The sequence below is a fragment of the Embleya scabrispora genome (assembly GCF_002024165.1).
GTDB lineage: Bacteria > Actinomycetota > Actinomycetes > Streptomycetales > Streptomycetaceae > Embleya > Embleya scabrispora_A.
Window position 1 is genome coordinate 290,463 of sequence record NZ_MWQN01000005.1, and the last position, 20,672, is coordinate 311,134.

Annotated in this window: 17 protein-coding genes; 8 read left to right on the top strand and 9 right to left on the bottom strand. The window is 69.2% G+C overall.

From position 1 onward, the window contains the following. The first annotated feature begins 172 nt into the window (after positions 1-172). Entirely contained in the window at positions 173-2,416 is a 2,244-nt protein-coding gene (locus B4N89_RS46035) for a DEAD/DEAH box helicase (RefSeq protein ID WP_161501064.1), read from the top strand. Between the two features lie 1,066 nt (positions 2,417-3,482). Continuing rightward, positions 3,483-3,818 (top strand): histone-like nucleoid-structuring protein Lsr2, encoded by a 336-nt coding sequence (locus B4N89_RS46040; RefSeq protein ID WP_078982678.1) that lies wholly within the window; start codon positions 3,483-3,485, stop codon positions 3,816-3,818. Between the two features lie 345 nt (positions 3,819-4,163). Here the strand turns inward: B4N89_RS46040 and B4N89_RS46045 are convergent, their stop codons facing one another. Continuing rightward, positions 4,164-5,981, bottom strand: a complete 1,818-nt coding sequence (locus B4N89_RS46045; protein WP_078982679.1) for a hypothetical protein — start codon at positions 5,979-5,981, stop codon at positions 4,164-4,166. 250 nt (positions 5,982-6,231) lie between these two features. Here B4N89_RS46045 and B4N89_RS51065 point away from each other — a divergent pair, with 250 nt between their 5' ends. The 3 genes from B4N89_RS51065 to B4N89_RS46055 all read left to right on the top strand — a co-directional run bounded on the left by B4N89_RS51065 (position 6,232) and on the right by B4N89_RS46055 (position 9,156). Further along, complete coding sequence (locus B4N89_RS51065; RefSeq protein WP_201261204.1) at positions 6,232-6,372, top strand: hypothetical protein; 141 nt, start codon at positions 6,232-6,234, stop codon at positions 6,370-6,372. A 68-nt stretch (positions 6,373-6,440) separates the two neighbouring features. Beyond that, on the top strand, positions 6,441-7,553 hold the full coding sequence (locus B4N89_RS46050) for a methyltransferase domain-containing protein (protein ID WP_078982737.1): 1,113 nt from the start codon (positions 6,441-6,443) through the stop codon (positions 7,551-7,553). 802 nt (positions 7,554-8,355) lie between these two features. Further along, entirely contained in the window at positions 8,356-9,156 is an 801-nt protein-coding gene (locus B4N89_RS46055; RefSeq protein ID WP_235619382.1) for a phosphotransferase, read from the top strand. 1,448 nt (positions 9,157-10,604) lie between these two features. Here B4N89_RS46055 and B4N89_RS46060 read toward each other — a convergent pair. The 8 genes from B4N89_RS46060 to B4N89_RS50480 form a co-directional block, all read right to left on the bottom strand. Continuing rightward, on the bottom strand, positions 10,605-11,255 hold the full coding sequence (locus tag B4N89_RS46060) for a hypothetical protein (RefSeq protein ID WP_143658407.1): 651 nt from the start codon (positions 11,253-11,255) through the stop codon (positions 10,605-10,607). Between the two features lie 470 nt (positions 11,256-11,725). After that, entirely contained in the window at positions 11,726-13,060 is a 1,335-nt protein-coding gene (locus B4N89_RS46065) for an AAA family ATPase (protein ID WP_078982682.1), read from the bottom strand. Between the two features lie 49 nt (positions 13,061-13,109). Further along, positions 13,110-14,261, bottom strand: coding sequence for a hypothetical protein (locus B4N89_RS46070; RefSeq protein WP_078982683.1), 1,152 nt, complete (start codon positions 14,259-14,261; stop codon positions 13,110-13,112). Beyond that, positions 14,258-14,485, bottom strand: coding sequence for a hypothetical protein (locus tag B4N89_RS49390; protein ID WP_143658409.1), 228 nt, complete (start codon positions 14,483-14,485; stop codon positions 14,258-14,260). The genes B4N89_RS46070 and B4N89_RS49390 overlap by 4 nt, the downstream gene beginning before the upstream one ends. Next, the gene (locus B4N89_RS46075) at positions 14,482-15,651 is read right to left on the bottom strand and encodes a DUF2201 family putative metallopeptidase (RefSeq protein WP_161501065.1); all 1,170 of its coding nucleotides are present in this window, start codon (positions 15,649-15,651) and stop codon (positions 14,482-14,484) included. Before B4N89_RS46075 ends, B4N89_RS49390 begins: the two co-directional genes overlap by 4 nt. A 62-nt stretch (positions 15,652-15,713) precedes the next feature. Then, complete coding sequence (locus B4N89_RS50475) at positions 15,714-16,202, bottom strand: hypothetical protein (protein WP_161501066.1); 489 nt, start codon at positions 16,200-16,202, stop codon at positions 15,714-15,716. 182 nt (positions 16,203-16,384) lie between these two features. After that, entirely contained in the window at positions 16,385-16,834 is a 450-nt protein-coding gene (locus tag B4N89_RS46080) for an AAA family ATPase (RefSeq protein ID WP_143658413.1), read from the bottom strand. Positions 16,835-17,220: 386 nt separating this feature from the next. Continuing rightward, positions 17,221-17,931 (bottom strand): hypothetical protein, encoded by a 711-nt coding sequence (locus B4N89_RS50480; protein ID WP_078982686.1) that lies wholly within the window; start codon positions 17,929-17,931, stop codon positions 17,221-17,223. 222 nt (positions 17,932-18,153) lie between these two features. Here B4N89_RS50480 and B4N89_RS46090 point away from each other — a divergent pair, with 222 nt between their 5' ends. The 3 genes from B4N89_RS46090 (at position 18,154) to B4N89_RS46105 (ending at position 20,642) form a co-directional block, all read left to right on the top strand. Continuing rightward, a complete protein-coding gene (locus B4N89_RS46090; RefSeq protein WP_078982687.1) occupies positions 18,154-18,495 on the top strand; it encodes a hypothetical protein in 342 nt (113 codons plus the stop codon). Next, entirely contained in the window at positions 18,492-19,151 is a 660-nt protein-coding gene (locus B4N89_RS46095) for a PaaI family thioesterase (protein WP_078982688.1), read from the top strand. The genes B4N89_RS46090 and B4N89_RS46095 overlap by 4 nt, the downstream gene beginning before the upstream one ends. Positions 19,152-20,180: 1,029 nt before the next feature. Further along, positions 20,181-20,642 (top strand): hypothetical protein, encoded by a 462-nt coding sequence (locus tag B4N89_RS46105; protein ID WP_143658415.1) that lies wholly within the window; start codon positions 20,181-20,183, stop codon positions 20,640-20,642. The last annotated feature ends 30 nt before the right edge of the window (positions 20,643-20,672 follow it).

Genomic DNA, 20,672 nt, shown 5'->3' on the forward strand with positions numbered 1-20,672 from the left:
TTCACGACACCGAACGCCGGTCCTCGATGCCGGTGCCCGCATGCCTGTTCCAGATCGTCATGGCGGGCTCCCGTCGGCTGCATCTCACAGGCACGGCAGACGCCCCCCGGGGCGCCTTCGCGTCATATCCGCAATCGTCACCCGTCCGTGTCCCGTACACGAGGAAACATTCGTGCCATCGCCTCTGAGGCCCCATCAACTCCGCGCCGTCGAAGACCTCTTGCGCACGCTGACCACACATCCCCGCGGGCTGTTGGCCATGCCCTGCGGCACCGGAAAGTCCCGCACCGCCGTAGCCGCGGCCGACCGCATCGCGTCCGTCCTCGACCCGCAAGACGCCCGCATCCTGATCGTCGTCCCCTACCTCACACTGGTCAGGCAACTCCTGGGCGAAGCGGCCGAAGCCGTCGGAGCCGACGAACTGGGCCGCGTCATTGCCGTCTGTTCCGACCCGCACATCCTCAGCCCTCTCGCTCGTGACGGCGGCATCCGCGGCCGCGTCACCTCCCGACCGGATGAACTCGTGGCCCTTCTCGCACCCCCGGGCCGGGCCACCGTCGCCTCCACCTACGACAGCCTTCCCACGCTGGCGGCCGCCCACCGACTGGGACTACGCCCCTGGACGGTCACCATCGCCGACGAGTCCCACCGCAGCGCCGGCCGCGAGAACAAGCCCTGGGCAATCATCCACGACGACGACACCATCGCCTCCCGACGCCGCATCTACGCCACCGCGACCCCCTGGATCGCCTCCGGCACCGGCATCGTCGGCATGGACGACGAGGAAGTCTTCGGCCCTCGCGCCCACACGCTGACCTCCGGCAAGGCCGTTGCCGAGAACCTCCTCGCCCCCTGCCGCACCCTGGTTCCCGTCATCACCGACGCAGCCCTCCGCGACGCCGCCAGCCGGGCCTCCGACGACGGGGCAACCTACTACCGCCTCGGCCCCGGCGCCGCGCTCGCCCCCGACATGCTCGCCAGCCAACTCGCCATCCTGCGTGCAGCCCACCAATACGGCATCCGCCGCCTGATCACCTACCACCCCTCCATCGCTCAGGCCCGCGCGTTCGCCACCACCCTCGAACAGGCGATACGCCTGCTCCCGCACGACGAACGGCCCACCGCACTGTGGGCCGGGCACATCGACAGCACCCAACCCCGCGCCGAACAACGCGCGACGCTGGACCGCCTGCGCACACCCACCGCGGACGACAGCACCCTGGTCGTCGTCGCCAATGTGCAGATGCTGCGCGAAGGCATCGATCTGCCGGCCGTCGACGCCGTCGCCCTCTTCGGCGCCTGGTCCTCCCACATCGCCGTCACGCAAGCCATCGGCCGCGCCCAGCGCCGAGGCGACCCCCGCGTTTCCAAGGTCGGGTACATCATCGTCCCCGCCGTTCTCGGACCCGACCAGGACCCGGCCGCCGCGCTCGAATCCACGCAGTGGTCGACGGTCGTACAGGTGTGTTCCGCACTGGCGGCCGCGGACGAGGACCTGGCGGCCGAGTTCATCGAGGCACGTCGCGCCCAGGGCAGCGCCCCCCACCCTAGCGCCCAGCCGCGTCTGTCCACCGGCGAGCCGCCGTCCTGGCTGCGTATCACCGGCGTGCCCGCCCCCGAGGACTTCGCCCGCGCGGTGACCGTGCGCGCCATCCACGCCTTCACCAGTTCCTGGGACGAACGCTACGGCGCCGCGCGCGCGTTCTTCCTCGAACACGGCCACCTGGCCCCGCCCGACGACCACGTCGCCCCCTCGGGCGTGCGACTGGGGGAATGGCTCAAACAACTCCGCCGGCCCCGCACGACCGTCACCGCGCATCGGCGCCGACTGCTGGACGCGATCGGCATGTGCTGGACGCCCCACGACCGTGACCGCGCCCGCCTCCTCGCGGACCTGTCCACCTTCCACGCCGAACACGGTCACGTGAACGTACCCCACGCATACGTGTGCCCCGGACCCGACGGACAGCGACTCGACAGCCGCGTCAACAAGCTGCGGACCCGAGGGCGCGCATCGGTTCCCGCCCCGTATGCCCGGCAACTGGAGTCACTGGGCTTCGAGTGGACACCCGCACAATCCCATCGCGCGCAATTCCTGGCCGACCTGCGCGCCTACAAGGACGAGCACGGCGACCTTCTCGTGCCCGTGGCCTACACCACCGGCGACCCGCCCCGGGCCCTGGGACAGCAGGTCAACAACGTGCGAACCCGGCACGCCCGCGGCGATCGGGTGGACCCCGAACTGGACGCCATGGGGTTCGTCTGGAACGACGCCGAAGCACGATGGCAGACGAAGCTCGCCGTTCTGAAAACCGACGGCACCGACCCGCAAGACATGTCCGCTCGGTACGCGACCGGCGACGGCATGGAAATCGGAAGGTGGTTGTGGGCGCAGCGCAAGGCGTACCGGGTCTGAGCGTGGTCGGTGTATTCGTGGATTGTCGGTGCGTCGTCGAGGACGACGCGAGGTTCTGCAGAGAAATGCGGCGAGGTCCGGTGACACGAATACGAACGCGTTCCGTGTGCCACCCGAGGCCGGCGCACACCGATCGACTCGCGCTCGTCGGCCCGGGGGAGGAAACACGGCACCACGGCGAGGCGTTGCGCGTACCGTTCGAGGATTCCGCGTCGCAGCAGGGGCGGATCGGCGACGCACGCGCCGGCGTGCCACGAGTTCGGTGATGGCTGCGATACGCGACGGCCGAAGAAGGAGCCTCCATCCTCGAAAGGGAACCGGCCGCCTTGCGGAACGGATCCGCAGAAATGGCCGACCTCGGGAAACCGCTGGGGAGGCGGACGTCACAACGTCGGCGAAATAACCAATACCGACATACTCCGCTGCGAACGCGACTGCGCCGCCCCTCGTCTTCGCCGCGGCACGGAACCCGGGAGGCCGTGTCGTCTCCCCATACCGGGAAGCGTTCTTCGGGGCGCCACGCGTACACAGGAAGGACAGGACAAGCACAGCACGGGTTGAGGCCCCCGATCGTTCACTCGATACCTTTCGGCACGATCGCCCCCACGGCCATGGGAACCGCTTCCCGAACGGCTGAGGGCGGCAACAGAAGCCCGCGCGCACCGAATCGACGCCCCGGTGGACACGGCTCGGCCTGTCCCAACATGAAGGTGCAACAGCCGGCGTCGACAACGATGTTCGGGCAGCGCCACGTCCGCCCGTGATCGCGACGCCGCCTCAAGCGACGCGTCCCCTCCATGGGCGTAATGGCCGGTGGCATGAGTACGAGCGGTGGGGCGGACGGTTCTTTCGATTCACCGAGAACGGGCGTTCGATCCACGCCCTACGGCTCGACACCGCCCGCGCAAGAAACCCGCTGCGAAGGGGTTGCGATCCGCCTTGCGCCAAGTGACGTTGCGCAATCCTCATGACAAGCGCCTGCGGATCCGATAGGAACATCCATGGAAAGGGCCTGTGGGTCAGGTCCGTTGTAGGATCTTCGAACTGCGAGACAAAGGGGACGGGTATGGCTCGCCGCGTGATTACAGAATTCGTCGACGACATCGACGGCAAGACGGGCGCAGGAGTCCAAACACACACGTTCGCGCTGGACGGTGTCCACTACGAGATCGACCTCGGGGAAGACACCTTTCAAACGCTGCTGGATCGGCTCGGTCCGTATTTCGGAGCCGCTCGGAAGATCGGATCGCGTTCGCACGCATCCGGCAAGAGGCCCCGTGCGGCGGCCTTGGGACCCAACCCGGCCGACGTGCGGGAATGGGCCAAGAAACACGGAATCGACGTCAACGCCCGGGGCCGCGTGCCCAACGACGTCATTCAGCAGTACCAGACCGAGAACTGACCGGATCGCACGGGAATCTCGATCTCGGGATCGGACCCGGGGCGTACAGCACCGCTTCACGCCTTGGGCCTCCCGGGAACACCTTCCGGAACCCAGCGGGTTGGCAACGAAGGGAACTCGCACGCTCCGGTCCCGCTTCGAGGGTTTCGGAGTTTGAGGCATCTGGTGGGTACCGACGACCTGACCGTGAGCGGTCAGGTATCCGAAAGCGACGTGGACTTTGCGGACCGTGGGCGAGGTGAGCGGGCGGCGCCGAGCGTTGTCGTCGCGCCGCCCGCTCGGCGGTCGTCAGAAGCGGACGCGATGAGGCGCCCGTTGACGGGCGGAAACCGCCGTTCCTGACGTTCACGTGAGCATCCGTTTTGCCGCAGACCGGAGTTGGGTGTCCATCGGTGTTTCGGTGGGCGGTGCGAAGATGTCGTCGGTCAGCACGCGACGGTCGGTGGTCGCCCACTGCAGGAGGCGCGGTCGCAGGCGGGACGGGTAGGGCCGCCCGATCGCCAGGAGGATTTCGAGCGTGGCCAGGGGAAGGGTTTCGGCGAGAGCGGTCAGCACCGGAACCGCTGCGGAGCGGTCGCCGGTGATGCGCCAGTGGGCTTCGGCGGCGCGCAGTCGCGTCCATTCGTGGCCGTTGTGGAGGAAGCCCTCGATCAGGGGGAGCAGCGGCGCGGCCGTCGGCCCCAGACGCCCCGCTTCCTCCAGGCACCGTGCGTCGTCCTCGAGGCGATGTGCCAACAGGTCGAGCGCCGGGGCCGGGTCGGCGCCGAGGCGGGCGGCGGCCACCGTTGCGGCGGAGGCGAGTTCGCCGGGGTTTCCGCGGGAGTTGAGGGCGAGCAGGCGGATCAGTTCGGCGTCGCGGATGCCCCAGTCGCCGAATCGTCGTACCAGCGCCACGGTGGGGCGTCGACGCAGCACGTTCTTGAGGTCCCCCAGGAGGGCGCGGGCGGCGTGGGGGGTCAAGGTGGCGAGGAGTTCGTCGGGACATGCGTTGCGGTGGCGCAGCGCGAGGCGTTGGTGGTCGAGGTCTTGGGTGCGGGTGGCGAGCGCGACCAGTGGCCTGGGCTCGGGGTCGGGGACGGTGGTGACCAGGCGTTCGTCGCCGAGGAGGCCGAGGGCGAGTTGGGCGAGTTCGGCCGTGGTGGTGTCGGCGAGCGCGTGCGGCATGAGGTTGTCGCCGAGCGAAGGGTCTGGGTCGATGGTCCCGGGAACCCAGGAGATGACGGCACAGAGGAGCTCGGACAGGTCCCAGGGCGTGGTCGGGTGGGGGAGGGCGGCGGCGAGGAGGGCGAGGGTGTCGTGCTCGCGGTCGCGCCAGTGGGTGGAGAGTTCGTGGGCTCGGCGTGCACCGCGGCCTTCGGCGTTGCCCTGCGCGATCCAGGCGCGGGCCACCGTCGCGGTGGCGTCCGGGTCGTGGGCCAGGACGGCGGCGACGCGGGAGTCGGTGTCGCCGATCCCGGGAAAGAACTCGAGCCGGTTGACCGCCAGTTCGCTGTCGCCCCCGGCTTCCGCCAGGACCGCGACCAGATCCGCCGGATACGGGGCCTGTTCCTGTTCCAGGAGCGCCAGGGCGGCGACTGCGCGGACGGCCGCGACCGGGTCGATGAGCGCTTCATGGAGGCGCCGCGTGCGGGCCGGCGGGTCGGGATCGATGCGGGTGAGGACGATCAGGGCCTCCGCGCGGACGGCGGGGGGTGCGTCCGTCGCGTAGGTCGCCGCAAGTTCGCGCGTCGCCGCCGGCAGGCTCTGCGCGCTCGCGCGGCGGGCCACGCGCACCGCGCTGCGGCGCACCCGCGGGTCGTCGTCGCCGAGCAGGTGCAACAGGCCGGCGACTTCCACCCCGACCGCCGCGTGCCCCTCTTCCTCGTCGCCGGCCCACGGCGTGGGGCCTTGGCCCCCCGCGCCCGCGAGCAACGCGAGCACACTCGCTCGTCCGTGAGGGGCCTGCACGGCGGCGTGGGCGAGGAAGGGCACGGCCGCCACGGTCGCCGGATACACCGTTCCCTGGTGCAACACATGGTTGAACAGCTCGCTCAGGGCCGTGTCGGCGCGATCCGCGTCGTCGCCGTACAGGGCCCGTATCCGGTCCGGGACGTCGGTGCCGTCCCCGTAGGCGTGGTACAGCGACTGCCAGTCGATCGTGTCGAGTTCCTCGGGTGATCTCACGCCGGCGAACAGTAGCGCCCCGGACCGCCATCCCAGGGCGCACGGATGACCGCAACGAAGAGGCGCGGTGCGGGCGTTGCCTCCAGGCCTGCGGAGCCTGATAACGGGACGCCTGGTGGCGCCGTTGTGGTCCGCAGGCGCCACGGCGAACCACAACGTGGGCCTGTTTGCCCGACAGCCTGGCCCGGACGACCCCATATCCGTACAGTGATTCTTGGCATACTCGGTGTGCCCGAATTGGGGAGGGCGTATGCGTTTCCAGGTTGTCATCGCGAACGAGAGCCAGGATCCGGACAAGACCGACCATCCCGGTCAGCCGTGGACACCCCCGCAGAATCCGCCGTCGCCCGACGGCACCACTCCGGACGGCTCCGGCAAGCACAAGAAGTGACCCTCGCCGCAAACCACTTGCGCCCCGGCCGAGCACGACTGCACCGCGCGCTCCTGGAGTCCGCGGCCATGCCCTCGGCCTGGTCGTCCGCATTCGAAGCGATCGACCGCGCTTGGTTTTTGCCCCGGGTGATGTGGCCCTTCGACATGACCGGCTCCGCCAGCACCGTCCGCGACCGTGACACGGACCCCGATGCCTGGTACGAGGCCGCCGACGCGAACGTCCCCATCACCACCCAGTGGGACGACGGCCGACACACCGGCCCCGCCCCCGGCCGCGTACCGACCTCCTCGGCGTCCATGCCCAGCGTCGTCGCGTCCATGCTCGGCGATCTCGACGCGCAGCCTGGCCACAACGTGTTGGAGATCGGCACCGGCACCGGCTGGAATGCCGCCCTGCTCACCCACCGCCTCGGCGCCGGCCACGTCACCACCGTCGAAATCGACCCGGCCGTCGCCGCCGACGCTGAAAAGGCCCTGCACACCCACGGCCTGCACCCCACCGTGATTACCGACGACGGCCTCCTCGGCCATCCGCCGTCGGCGCCCTACGATCGCATCATCGCCACCGCGGGCCTGCGCCGGGTTCCCCACGCGTGGGTGGAACAGACACGCCCGGGCGGAGTGATCGTCGCCCCGTGGGGGACCCCGATGACCAACGCCGACCACATCGTGCGCCTGATCGTCGCCGACGACGGTCGCAGCGCGTCGGGTCGGTTCACCACACCGGTCGAGTTCATGAAAATCCGCTCCCAGCGCCCGCGACACTTGGACCAGGCCGCGTACCTGCCCGACGGATTCCCCGGCGACGCCACCACGAGCACCACGACGCTGACCGCACGAAAAGCGGGTTTCGAGGATCCGCTTCGACATCCGGTCATGACGGCCGCCTCCCTGCTCGTTACCGACTGCGCGCTCCTGAGCGACCGTCGGGAGACGGCGGTCAGTGTCTGGCTGTACGGACTCACCGACCGCTCCTGGGCAGCCGCGATCCTGCACGACACGCATCCGAACGGCGTGGTGTACCAAAGCGGCCCTCGACGCCTGTGGGACGAGATCGAAGCCGCCCACCGCCGATGGACCACGATGGGCCGCCCGGCCTCCGACCGCTTCGGCCTCACCGTCGACGCCGACGGCGAACACCCGTGGCTCGACACCCCCACCAACCGACTTCACGGATAGCCATCGGCCGCAACGCGAACCGCCGCCGACCTCATCCCGTCGACGAACGAGGTCTACCGTCGGAGAACATCCCGCGGTTCCGTCGGAAGTCGAGGTCGCCGCACTGTCGGATCCTCTCCTTCGCGAGGTCCCGGCCAGCTTCCACTCGATCGAAGGTGGTCTGCTCCCGCCCGGAGCGCGCAAGAATCGGGTCACCCCGGCCCGCGAGATCTGGCTCCACGTCCTGGTCCGCGCACACGCGGAAAACGAATCCGACCACTGGCCGCCGTGCGGACACGCACCACTTGCGGAACCGTCTATATCGGCATCCTCAACGCACCACCCCGAGACAGGACCTACGGCAACTACCGCAGCCCGACCGCCTCCCTCTCACGATCAACGCCCGAAGCAACACCGCTTGATGAAGGTCCTCCGTCCGGTCAACTCCTGGTGCCGTTGCGGGAGACGTCGTCGAAAACGTGGAGGTCTCGGGCATGGCAGCGCTCGGGACAGCGGCCGAGTGGCGTCACCGAGTTCCACCCGTGCCGACAGCACGCTTCGTAAGACCGCAGAACCAAAACACAATCCGAATCGGACAGCATCCGTCCCGTTCCGAAACAACCCTCCGAATACGTACAACCGGCGCGTTGACGGCAAGCGTTCCGACCGATCGTCGTGTCGCGCGACACCGGACCACGGCGTACGGAATTCTGTGTGACATCGAGGACACACGCGAGCGCGACTCCCCTGCGACCGTGCGGGTCGGTCGCAGCGTCCGACGGCATGGTCGTGCCGGTTCGCCGGCGAAGGGAAACGGATCGGCGTGGAACGGATCGCCTGGGATGCCCTGTCGGTACGCACGCGCACGGCCGTGCACGCGCTGACCGGACGGATCCACTCGGCCCGGCCCGTGGAAGGAGGACACCACAGCGCGCTCGCGGTGCACCTGGACACCACAGACGGGCCGGTGTTTGTCAAAGGGATACGCGCAGACCACCCGCTGGCTTCGGCGCAACGACGCGAGGCACGAATCGGTGAGAGCCTGGCAGGTGTCGGGCCCCGGGTGCTATGGCAGTTGCTCGTCGACGGCTGGGATCTGGTGGGATTCGAGTTCGTGCACGGACGTCACGCCCAGTATCACGAGCACTCCCGTGACCTGAACCTGCTGGCCGACACGCTCACCGTCCTGGCGAACCTTCCCTTGCCGGCCGCCGAGGTGCCATCCGCAGCGACGCGGTGGGCGGTCCGCCCCGAAGACACGGACCTTCGTGCGGCATTACAGGGGCACACGCTGTGCCACGCCGACTTCAATCCGGAGAACATCCTCGTGACTCCGGACAGGCTCGTGCTGGTGGACTGGGGATGGGCGGTACGCGGACCGGCGTGGCTGGACCCGGCACTGGTTGTCATCCGTCTCATTGCCACCGGCGGCCAAACACCGCCAACCGCACAATCGTGGGCGATGCGGATGCCGGCGTGGCGTGGAGTGCCCGATCGAGTGATCACCGACTTTGCCAAGGCCGAGGCCCGGCTGTGGGACGACATCGCCGAGCGCCGCCCGGAGCCCTGGTCGCGCGCGCTGGCCGACGCCGCGCACGCCTGGGTTGCCCACCGTATGTCCTGAACAAGGCGAACAGGCAGCTCGGCCAACCGGCCGTTCGAGCCCGGCGGTTCAGGCGCCCTTCCCGCGCCGCAACCGCGGCGCCCGCCCCTGCCGAAACCTTCAGGCGGGCCCGACCCTTCGGGAGGGCATACGTCGGCCGCCGATTGAGGGAGAGGCTTCCTGCGGGAACCTGACCCGCGGAAACCACGGCGCGACCAGGCAGGTTGTTTGTGCAAAGCGTCACAACCGCGCGTTCGCATCGACGCGGCACCTTCCCACACACCGATCGCGTCGGCTCACCGTGCGTCGGCACTCGGCCGTCGCGGTTGTGTTGTCACTCCTCAGCGAGGGAACCCGCTGGCACACTCCCTCAGGACCACCCGGAGGGGAAGGTCTCGACCCGAACCCACGCCCACGGTCCGCCGAATCACTCCAAGAAGCGTTCGCGAAAGCCCGGATCACGGCGTCGGCCAGATGGATCTCCAAGAACGCCGTGACGCGGCTCTCGAATTCGTCCAGGGTCGCATCGGGATACGACTCCCACGTACGCGCGACAAGGTCGACGTGCTCGGACCAGGCCACGTCCAATTCGGAACGAGAAGCCTCGGCGCATGCGATGCGCCCCCGTCCCTGCGTCCGCGTAACCGCTCCGTGTAGCGGCGGGCGTGCGAGTCCACCGTCACGGAGTGCCGCAGGACGCGGTACGAGCAGTCCAGGCCGCGCGTCGCCACGTCGAGCAGAGCGACGATGTCCGACGGCGATCCCCGCTCGGGCGAGACCGTCGCCCGCAGCGCCCGGCAGCGCTCCTCCGACTCGGCCAGTACCTCCCATCGACGCAGTTGTACCGCCATGTGGCGCGCAGCCGACCCCATCACCTCCCGGTACCGTGCATCGACGACCCGGGACTCGGCGGGACGCAGGTCCACGACCCCCAGTCCGAAAACCTGACGACGAACGGCCCCGTAGGAAACCGACGAGCGGAGCCCCCCGTATGGCCGTGTACTTGCGGACATACGCGCGGACGTTGCCCACATTGACGATCCTCTGGCGCTCCTCGAGACGAAGACCCACCCGGGCGGCCAGCGCCTGGTGCAGCCCGGACTCGAAGCGCGAGGCCGCCACAAGCGCCGGATGCGGACCAAGCCCCGTAAGAGCGACCATCCTTGGCTGCGGCGAATCGATCGCCGCGACGAACGAGGCAGCAGCGTGGTGGCGTTGACCGGGCAGACACCGATCGTCGATCCACGTCGATTGCGCGAGCCGAACTCGGTGCGGCTCGTGCGCGGATGTCGAAACGCGGCGCCGTCCCGAACGTGGTGGGTGTGCGTCGGACGCGCAGGAGGCGGGATGGCCCAATGCCTTCCGTCGTGCCGGACGACGCCCTCACTTCGCCGATCGTCCGCGTTTGTATACGCGGGCGGCACTGAAGACGAGGGAGCCGGCTGCCGCAGGAGCCATTGCCTGGGGGATTACGCCGATGCGTCGCTGGGAGTCCAGATGGTCGCTCGTTCGATCATGGTGATGGCGCCCGGTACGTTACGCGTGGGATGGAGATTGAACACGCCCGTCGCGCACGTGGCAAGGGTCGCCGGCTCCACGCGCCAGTCAGTGCTCCAATCCGGCAGCGGTAGGGCCGCCGGAGCCCCGTCGGGTCCGATGAGCCGGGCGAGTTCCTCCAGCAGTCGGCGGCGCCACTGGCGTTTCATGGGGCCGACGTCGTTGTACCGGGCGTACTCCTGCCCGTGGGCGCTGTCGCGGACCCACCGACCGAAGAGCCGCATGACGATGGTGGCCGTGTGCTCGGCCGCGGCCAGAACGGCGGGCAGTTCGACGGCGGCGCGGGCCACGCGTCCTGCCGGGCCGGACAGGTCCCAGCCGTGGCGGCAGATCAGGAAGTCCTCGGAGAACGCGGACGTGTCCACCCCGTAATTTTGGGCGATGGTCGCGACCATTGACTGACGCAGGTTCCCGTGGCCGCCGTTGTCGTACACCCGGAACCGGATGTATCCGCATTCACGAACCATACGCAGCCGACCCTCGGCGTACGCCAACGTCATGCGCGGTCCGGACCAGTTCCGCACCGACTCTCGTGCCCAATCCTCCAGCATGGACAACGTCATTGGGAAACTCTCCGTCTCATGCGCGCCGTCCGGCGCAGGATCGACTGCAGTGGTGATGGTGTCGGCGGTGGAGCGCACCGGAGGAGCACAGGGAACGCGGCTGCCGCGTGTACCCCGCGTCGGCGGGCGGCCCGTAGGGACCGGTCTTCGACACGCGTCCGCTCCTCGGGCGAAAGGATCGTGCTGTTCGCTCAACCCAGAGCGGCGGAAGCCGCAGCGTTGTGCGGCCACGTGACGTGCGGCGGCCGGGGCGGGCCCGTTGCGGTGAAACCGCGACGCCGATGTACCCAGACACAGGTGTCGGGACCCGGTTGCCTGTCGGACCCTGCGGTTGTGCCCCTTCAGCAATGTTGCCGGGCAACGTGACATGGGGACACTGGTCTGCCCCCCTCCCGGCGCCCGGCGTCACGGGGAGGGGTGGGGTGGGCTTCGTCGGGCGCCCGCTTGCACACGGGCGCCCGACGAAGCCGTCACACCTGGGGGAGCAACGACAACCTCTCCAGCAACCGCAGGTGCTCCACGGCGCCGGGCGTTCCGGCGGGCGCGGCGAACAGAACGTCCTCGATCGCGGGATCGGTGACGATGGTCAGGTGCGCGCTGTGCCGGGTGAGCAGCACGCAAGCCCGACCGAGATCGGTGGCGAACGGACCGATGCCCCGATGCCCGATCAAGGGATGCAGCACCACAGTCGCGGGTCGTTCGGAACCCTGGAGTTGGTTCGCCGTGCCCACCACGACGCCGGGGTGGGCTTCCAAGAGTGCGCGGACGGCGGACGACTGGATCACATGCGGGCACACCACCGCGATGTCGGAAGCCTCCAGGGGGCGCGTGGGGTGCCCTTCGCGTTCCAGAACGTGTCCGTCGAGCAGTTCGTCAACTCGCCGCGCAACGGCTGCCGTCGCGCGGGGATCCGCACGCCCCGCCGAGGCAGAAACGGTGCGACGCACGACTTCGGGCAGAGCCTCACCGTCCGGTCGGCGAACGGCGGTGGGGGGACGGCGGGACGTGAAGGGTTGCTGCGGATAGAACACGGGTTGGATCAACGCCGTGGTGTCCGACCCCAGACGCCATGTATGAGGCAGATCCACTACGGTCGTGACTTCGGGAAACTTGCGCATCAGGACCTCGGGAGACGGCAGATGCGGCGCGTGCGGATCACGCTCCCAGCGGGCGGGAATCTGGGCGGTGACCATCGGCGGGATCTGCCCGGGATCCCCCACACACACGATCTGTTGGGCAAACGCTCCGAGGGGTTCGAGTTTGGCTGCGGACATCTGCCACGCTTCGTCGATCATCATCACGTCGCAGGCCATGGCGTCGGCGTTGCGGTACATCCAGCTTTCCGCCGTGGCCACGATGACGCCCCCGTTGCGGAACCGGGACGTGACGTGTCGGGCGGTGACCACCCGCAGCCCGGGTATACGGGGTGTTTCGGGATCGTCCTGTTTCCAGACGAGAACGACACGGTCGGTCAAGGCGGCCACTCGGGTGGCGAGTTCGATCGCCTGCATGCGGGTCTGTGCCGCGAGTCCGACCCGCAGGCCGGCACGGGTTCCCAGTGCGGCGGCGGCCAGTGAGACGAATCGGGTCTTCCCGGCTCCGGGGGGCGAACGGACGACCGTGGCCGGATCGCCGCTCCAGATCGCCTGCAAGGCCCGTGCCGTGTGCGGAACGTCCAGGAGTTCGTAACCGGCCCACGGCCGAAGAAGCGTTGCCGGCTCCGATTGCGGGATGACGGGCGTGGACGGCGGGGGTTCGCCCACGGCACCGGCGGGCTCACCGGAAGGTGAAACGTTGATCAACATGGGTGTTCCTGTAGGTCGGGGCGGGCTCCGCGAACACGGAGCCCGCCGATCACACGTCGGTGTCTGCTGCTGCCCAGACCACTTCCATGGGCACGTTCCGCCCGGCGCGCGAGGGAGGTTTCCGGGTCGTGAGCCAGGAACCGCGTCGCCGCAGACTCTCCGCGACGCGCCGGCCGTGTGCCTGCATGGCTGCGACCACGGGCGTGGGCATGACCGTGACCCGCGCGCCCGCGTGTTGCGCGGTGACGCGACTCGTCCGCAGGTTGAGGACAAGGCGACCCCTGCGGTTGCCGATGGACTCGATCGTGGCGGTGAACGCCGCTCGCGACGTGTCGCCGTCCGGAAGACCGATCCACCCCACGACACCCTGCCCCGGTCGCAGACGCGACTCCAGCCGATCGGACTCCAGGACGTGCCGCTCCACCTTGTTCTTCGTCTGCGCCGCAACGGGGGCGAGCGTGCCGTGCACCACGTCCCCGGAGTGGACGTACCGGGCACGGATCAGGGGATCGGCCATGAGACCGGATTCGAGAAGATCCGTCGCATCGCAGCGCAGACGCAGTTCGAGCGCGGCGGCCGATCGCGGGGCAACGGTCGGCAACCCGTCACCGAAGCGGGCGACGGCATCGTCCCAGGCAAACTGCTCGCCTTCCGCCATCACGCGCAGAACCGGCAAGGGAGTTCCCACGGTGACCTTGTCGTACAGATCGAACAACGCCTGCGCACCGGTGCCGTGCACCCGCAACCAGTCGAGCCACACACCCGGATCGTGATCGTGCTCGGGAGAGGTCCCGCACACCCAGCGCCGACCGCACGCACGCACCACGTCGACCACGGACACGCTGACCGGGAACTCCGCCTGCCGCTCCCACCAACGCACCACCATGTTCACGTCCGCGTCCTGGATACGCTGCGCCGCCAGGGTGCGCAGTGCTGCGGAACCGGCGGTCACCAGCGTGGGCGGCGCCGCACCGGGGCCGATCCCCAGATCGGACAGCACGGCGACCGCGCCTGCCGGTCGGACGTGCGCGTCCGCGCCACGTCCGACGATGCGCAGACCGGGGCGTCCCCCTCGCGGCTGGTAGGCCACGGCGATCGGGTCCGTGCCCCGCAGTACGGGCGCGTGGACCATGCGTGGCGCGGGTCGGCCCGTGCGTTGCGCGTGCAACCGCTGTGCGAGATCGAAGAGTTCCACCGTCATCGTGCGCCCTCCTGCTCGGACGGCGTGGTCGTCGCGACCACGGGGATCGATGGGGGGTTCGCGGAGCGGGCCCAGCCGTCCCGCAAGGCGTCGGTGATCGCCTCCGGGGTGTCGGCCGGCCCGCCGCTCGCTGCGGTTTCCGCGCGTGCCACATCGAGTCCCGTGCCGTGCAGGACGAGCGTGGCGTGAGCCCGGAGCGCAGATCGATCGCGCAAGCGCGTCATGCGGCCACCGCCTCACGGACACGCACGGTGCTCATCCATGGCGGAGGCTCCTCGTGTGATGCATGCTTGCCGATGAGCACCGCGATCACCCGCGCCGTCGTAGGGACTTCCGGCCACGGGGTGTGGCCGTCGGTGAGCACGACGATCACCTCCGGTCGTGACGGCAGTCCGGCGGCGGCTGCGATGCCCACCCTCATGTCCGTCCCGCCGCCGCCGACGAGTTTGACGCTCTCGCTTCCGGTATAGGTCTCGACATGCGCCTGCGCGTCACAGGAGACGACTGACATGCGGGTTCGGTCCACACCCACACTCGTGAAGATGCCGGCCGTCTCCGCCATCGCGGTGTCGAGTTCGGACTGACCCATCGAGCCCGACGTGTCCACGACCACGGCCACGGACAGGCGCGGCCCCCGCAGCGACGGACGAAGGAACTCGTCGTCCTGACAACGCCGCGACGGACGCCGACGATCGAAATCCGTGGCACCCTGGGCACGCGCGACCGTGGCACGGACCGATCCGGCCAAAATTTCCTGCCACGGCACCTGCGGCGGGGCCAACTCCCGCGACGCCCACCGCCGCAGGGAATCCGGCATCGTGCCGCGCGCTGTGCCGGAGAAGTACCGTTGCGCGGCGCGCGCAACGCTCGCGCGCACACTGCCCCGCTCGCACGGGCCCAACCCGGGCGCCCGCCCGGCCGTGGCTTCCCATATCGGGCCGGGCATTCCCGCGCCCGAACCGCAGCCACCACCGAGGCTCCCCGAGGTGCGGCCGGGCGTGCGCTGCACGAGTCGGGCGTAGTACTGCTCCTCGATTCCTCCTTCGGGCAGCCCGAGGCCGGCCGGGGTCACCACCTGATCCGGCAGGACGACGCCCGCCGCCAGCAGCCCCTCGTTGATCGCGGCGTCCGTGGCGAGGTTCCAACAGGCGCCGTCGAAGGGGTCCAACGCCCTCGCGCGGTCGTGGTGATTGCGCAACAGATGCCAGATCTCGTGCAGAAGCACACCTCCGACCATGGCCGCAGGCCACTTGTCCGGCCCGACAAGCAAATCGGGGTCCACGTACAGCCGCCACGCGGCATCGACCGCGAACGTTCCCAGCCCCTCCGCCGCGAGCGGTTTCAGGGCGTAGGCGGCCGATGCCGCGTACGGCTGCAATTCCAACGACACGAACCGCCCCGTCTCGTACGCCCTCGACTCGTCGGGTCCGAGCGCGCGAATCGTGCGGGGAATCACTGCTGCGCCCGAATGAGACCGGCGTCTTCGAGGACCTTCCCGAACGCACGCGCCGAACGAGGAATCGCCGTGCCCTGCGGACGGATCCGGATGAGATCCTGAACGGCCGAGGCCACAAGCGACGGCCGCACGTCTGCGGCGATCACGAACGGTCGCCATGCCTGTAGCCAGGCGGCCTTCGTATCCTGGCCCTGAGCCCAGGCGACCACGCCCCCGAGAATCGCGAACAACTGATCCTCGCGCAGCGCCTCCCAATCGACCGACGCGGGATCCGACAGGACCGTTTCGGTCTCCGGCAGGTCGCATTCCTTCAGCCACGTCAGGAAAGCCGAGCCCACTACCGCACCAACGAGTCCGTACACCACGGTGGTCAACGCCTCCGTGTCGTCGGGACGCAGGTGCGGAGCCACCTTCGTGAGCATTTCCCACGTGCGGGGCGACGGCCACGCCTTGCTTGCCTCCGCCGTCTGCTTCGGAAGCTGCATCAACGCGTTTCCTTGCCTCTTGATGTAGCCGGCCACCCATCCCGCCCACTCACGCTCGGACTCCCGAGAACCCCGCAGTGCCCGGGACGTGGGCGCCTGGAATCCGCCCAGCATTCCGCTGATCCATTCCTCGGTGTCGACGCAGTGCATCACGTGGAGGAACCGGTTCGACAAGGGTGCGCTCAGGGGCCACCCTCCGGACATGCTCGGGGGTTGGCCGCCGCCACGATCTGTACACCGTCAGGGAGTTCGTGGTCCCCGACCTTGCGGTCGAGAACGACACCGAGGAGCGCGGCTTGCACGGCCGGCGGTGCCGTCGTGATCTCGTCCAGCCCGAGAAGGTCGTCGGGCTTCAGGTCTGTTGCCCACCGGGGCGGCAACATGACCATGCCTTGCTCGGTGCGCAGGGGCAGGCCTGCGAAGTCACCCGGTTCGCGGACGGAGCCGATGACGATTTCGGCCCGCGCCTGCCGGGCGTTCGCCACGGCCCGCATCAGGGACGACTTCCCGATGCCGGGGTCTCCCCACAGCAGAACCGGCACGCCACCCATGTAGGCGGCGTCCAGAACGGTTGCAATGGTCTCAAGTCCCGGTGTGGGCAGGGTGGCTGCGTTTTCGGGCTCGTTCGTCACGGTGGTGCCTCTCCCTTGGGGGATGGGGCTGTTCAGGCCCCGCCGGGTGATCCCGGTGATTCGAAACTAGCCGCGACAGGCATGCTCCCGGAGCCCCGAAACCCCCTTCCCGCGACGGGCCGAGGCGGGCCGGCGCGGGGAAGGGGGCAGGGGGCGCGAGGACGGCGGATTCGTCGGGTACACCGGCCCGGAGAAGAACCCGGGGGCGGTTTCTCGGCGGCCGGTACGAGCCGATCGTGCGTGACGCGAACGGACGATCGGGGAAGGGACACGGCACCGAGGTCGGCAGAGTCGGGCGATTGCACCTGAGGAGCAGCCGACACGCGGGCCGACGGGCGACCTTCGACACATGAAGGCTGCGGAGAAACGAGCCCGAGCGGACCTCGTCAGCCCAACTCGCCACCACAGTGGGGGCACACCGACACAGCCTGCGCGGGCTCTGCCACCCGCCACTCGCCCCGATCGACGGGGGCGGGGCGATCGACGACCTGCTCGGGCAGGTGGGCCTCGACGACCCGGGCGTCGGACGGCGCCGCGGGCGCAGGGGTGTCGACCCCCGCCTCCTTCCGGGAACGCTCCGGTACGCCGCTTCTTGCCGCACGGGTGGCCGCGTCGAGAACGCCCGGCACCACCTCGCCGATCAACATGGCCTGGTCCACATCGTCCCGTCCGGCGCGTCGCAGGATTTCGTCGACAAGGGCCGGTAGTTGTGGCTTGAGGAGTGTGGACGCCGGTCCCGCGCTCGTGGCCGCGGCGATGCCGCGGATCTCTTCGATGGTCGTTGCGCCGGCGGCCGCGGCCAGGCGCTCGACGACCAGCGCGTAGTCCATGACACGTTGGACCTGACTCGATCCCACGTCCAAGAGAGCGGCGAGGGCCTTGCGCGACGACGCATAGCCGCACAGTCCGGGCCCGCCCCGCACCACCCACACCACGATGTCCGCATGCGTACGACGAAGTGCGAACCTCAAACGCTGCAACTCCTCGACGGCCGCCGAGGAGTCGTGGAAGCGGCCCACGGCCGCAAGAGGTTCGGGGGGCATCACCCGACCGGTCACGACCTGTTCGACTGGTGCCTGGGGCGACGTGTCGGTCACGAGCTGCTCCGGATTCGGTTCGACCGGGTCCTGCCCGCCGGGCTCCGACGAGCAAGCCCCCGCAACCGTTTCGCACGACCGGCATGGACTACCGATGACAATAGAACGTATATACATTATTGACTTCGGTGGATGTCACGACAGATTGTTCCCGCCACGGAATACGGACGTCCCCGTCGAATCCGCGGCCGCCACGGGCGGCCCAGGACGGAGGAATGCGGCGTGAACGCCGACAGCCGATACACAGCCCTGGCCCGCGCCGGCTGGGAAGCACGCAACCCGGACATCGCCCTGGACGACGCCTACTTCGAGGAAGTGGGACGACTCATCGATGCGGAAGTCCGCGCGACTGCGGCAGCCCTCGCGGCGGTGACACCGTTCACCGGACACGGCCAAGGCTCCCCGGGACACTTCGCCCGCCTCGCCCGACGAGCCGAAACCACGGTCCTCGACGGCCGCGACCCCACAGGCGAACTCGCACGATCCGCAACACCGCCGCGACCCCCCGACGGAGTCCCCCGCGCGCTGTACGCCACGGTCGTCGGCGGGGTGATCGAACTGTGACGACCCCCACGGAAATACTGGGCTTCGAACCGATCACCCGCGTCAGCGCCGAACAGGCCCGCGAAACACTCAAATGGTGGGACCCGAACGTCGTCAACGCCGAACGCCACGAAGTCGCCGCAGCCCTGCGCCGACTCAACTCCGTACTCCTCGCCGCAGACCCGACTACACAGACAGACACCATCCACGCGATGAGGCTCATCACGGAGATGCTCTGCGAACGAGCCGCGCTGCTCCCACGCGCCTCCGCATCGACCACGCCAGGCCCCGGCGAACGCTGCCCGGTCGGCGGATGGTCCAACGCAATATCGAGCCCCCTGCTCTTCTCCGTCGACAACGGCTGCGTGCGAGCCGACGGAAACTTCCTCGGATCACAGGAGGGCGTCACCGGACGCGCCCACGGCGGATCCATCGCCGCAAGCTTCGACGCCGTCATATCCGCCGGCCAGATCCACCTGGGATGGTTCGGATACACCCGACGCCTGACCGTGGAATACCTCGCTCCCGTCCCCCTGGGCCGGCGAGTCAACTTCCACGTCGCCGTCCGCGACATCGCCCAGGACGACCGCTCGGCCGTTCTCCACGCACACCTGCGCTCGGACGACCGCCTCCTGGCGCAGGCCACCGCAGACATCGTGCGTTCCGGACGATGGTGACGAGAACAGGCCCCAACGAGGACCCGACCCCACCGAGACATCGCCTGGTTCGCCACATCGCAACCACGCTGCGCACGCCCGTGAGACGGAACTCACGATGGCGAGCCCCCCACGATCGATCCCTGACCGCGATCCCCCTGGAGCGCTGCGAGAACGAGCCGTTCTTGCGCCGAATCGACGCCCTGGCCGCCGGCGTGGCTTCGCCGGCCGCCCGGCTCGGCCTGGTCCTCACCGCGATCGCACTCGTCCCCCTGGCGACCGGCCGTACCGTCGTCAGCGGGTGGATCGCCGCAGGTTGCGCCTTCACCGTTGCCGCGGCCGCGACCGTCGTTCGCTGGCGATGCGAAGCCCACCGTGGCGTCAGATGGGTCCCTACGGACACCGTCGAGTCCCTGACAGCCCTCACAGACCTCTACGACGCAGTGCTCGACGTCGGCGATGGTTTGGACCCCGACAACGCACAGGAGACACGGACCCGAGTCCGAGCGGCCCTGTCCGCGGGGCTTTCCGCGACTCGAATGATCCGAGCCCATCGAGAACGAGGTGACACGGCGGGAGCCGACCAGGCGCGCCGAGATCTCGACATGGCCGTGAAGGACGCCGAATCCGTGTGGCTGAGGTGCGCCGAACTCATCGCGACGGCGCCACCCGCAGAGCAACCTACCCCCCACCCGCCCCATTCGGGACGGCTCCAGGACAACGTCGATCGATAGGGAGAATCGTCAGCCCCCCGCAGGTGGGAGCGTCAATGCGACACCGGTGGGCGCAGATCCGTCGAGATGATGCCGATGTTCGCGCTCGCCATCGGATCAGTCGAGCGCGGTCGGCACACCACGGCTCGATACGCGGCGGCCCACGAGGCGGGGAGGCAGCGAGGTAACTGCCCGGACTTGTGCGGCATCGGATTTGGTGATGTCGTGCCCTGTCTTCCCGCCCCGGTAGCGGCTCCCCGCCCGCCGACATCGGCGTGCCCGGAGAGAAAGCGCCGTTGGGCCGCCTTCGCCCGCCGTGCTCTGGCATAGTCGGGCCATGGATCCCGAACTGGTCGCCTTAGCCTCGGCGGGCGGAACAGCATTGGCCGGCGTGATGGCCACCGACTCCTGGAACGCGGCACGGCAGATGGTGGCGCGGCTATTCTCGCGCCAGGGTCAGGACCGTGAAGCGGCGATCGAATCGCAACTCGACGGCAATCAGGCATTGGTCCTTGGTGCCGAGGACCCGGACCGGGCCCGCGCCGACCTGGCCCCGTTGTGGGAGACGGAGTTGTCCGCCCTGCTCGCGGCCCACCCGGAGGCCGAGGCCGATCTGCGTCGTCTGGTGGACCAACTCCAGGCCGCTTCGAGGAAATCCGGCCGGGCGTGGATGCAGACCAACACAGCCCGCGATAATTCCCGCCTATTCGCCGCGCAGGGCGGCAACGTCGTGGTACACGGAGCCGAGTCGCCGCAGCGCGAGCGATCGCCAACCGACGAGCCGGACGTCGGGCGGTGAGCGCTCCCGGGAAGACGCCCGGGCCGCGAC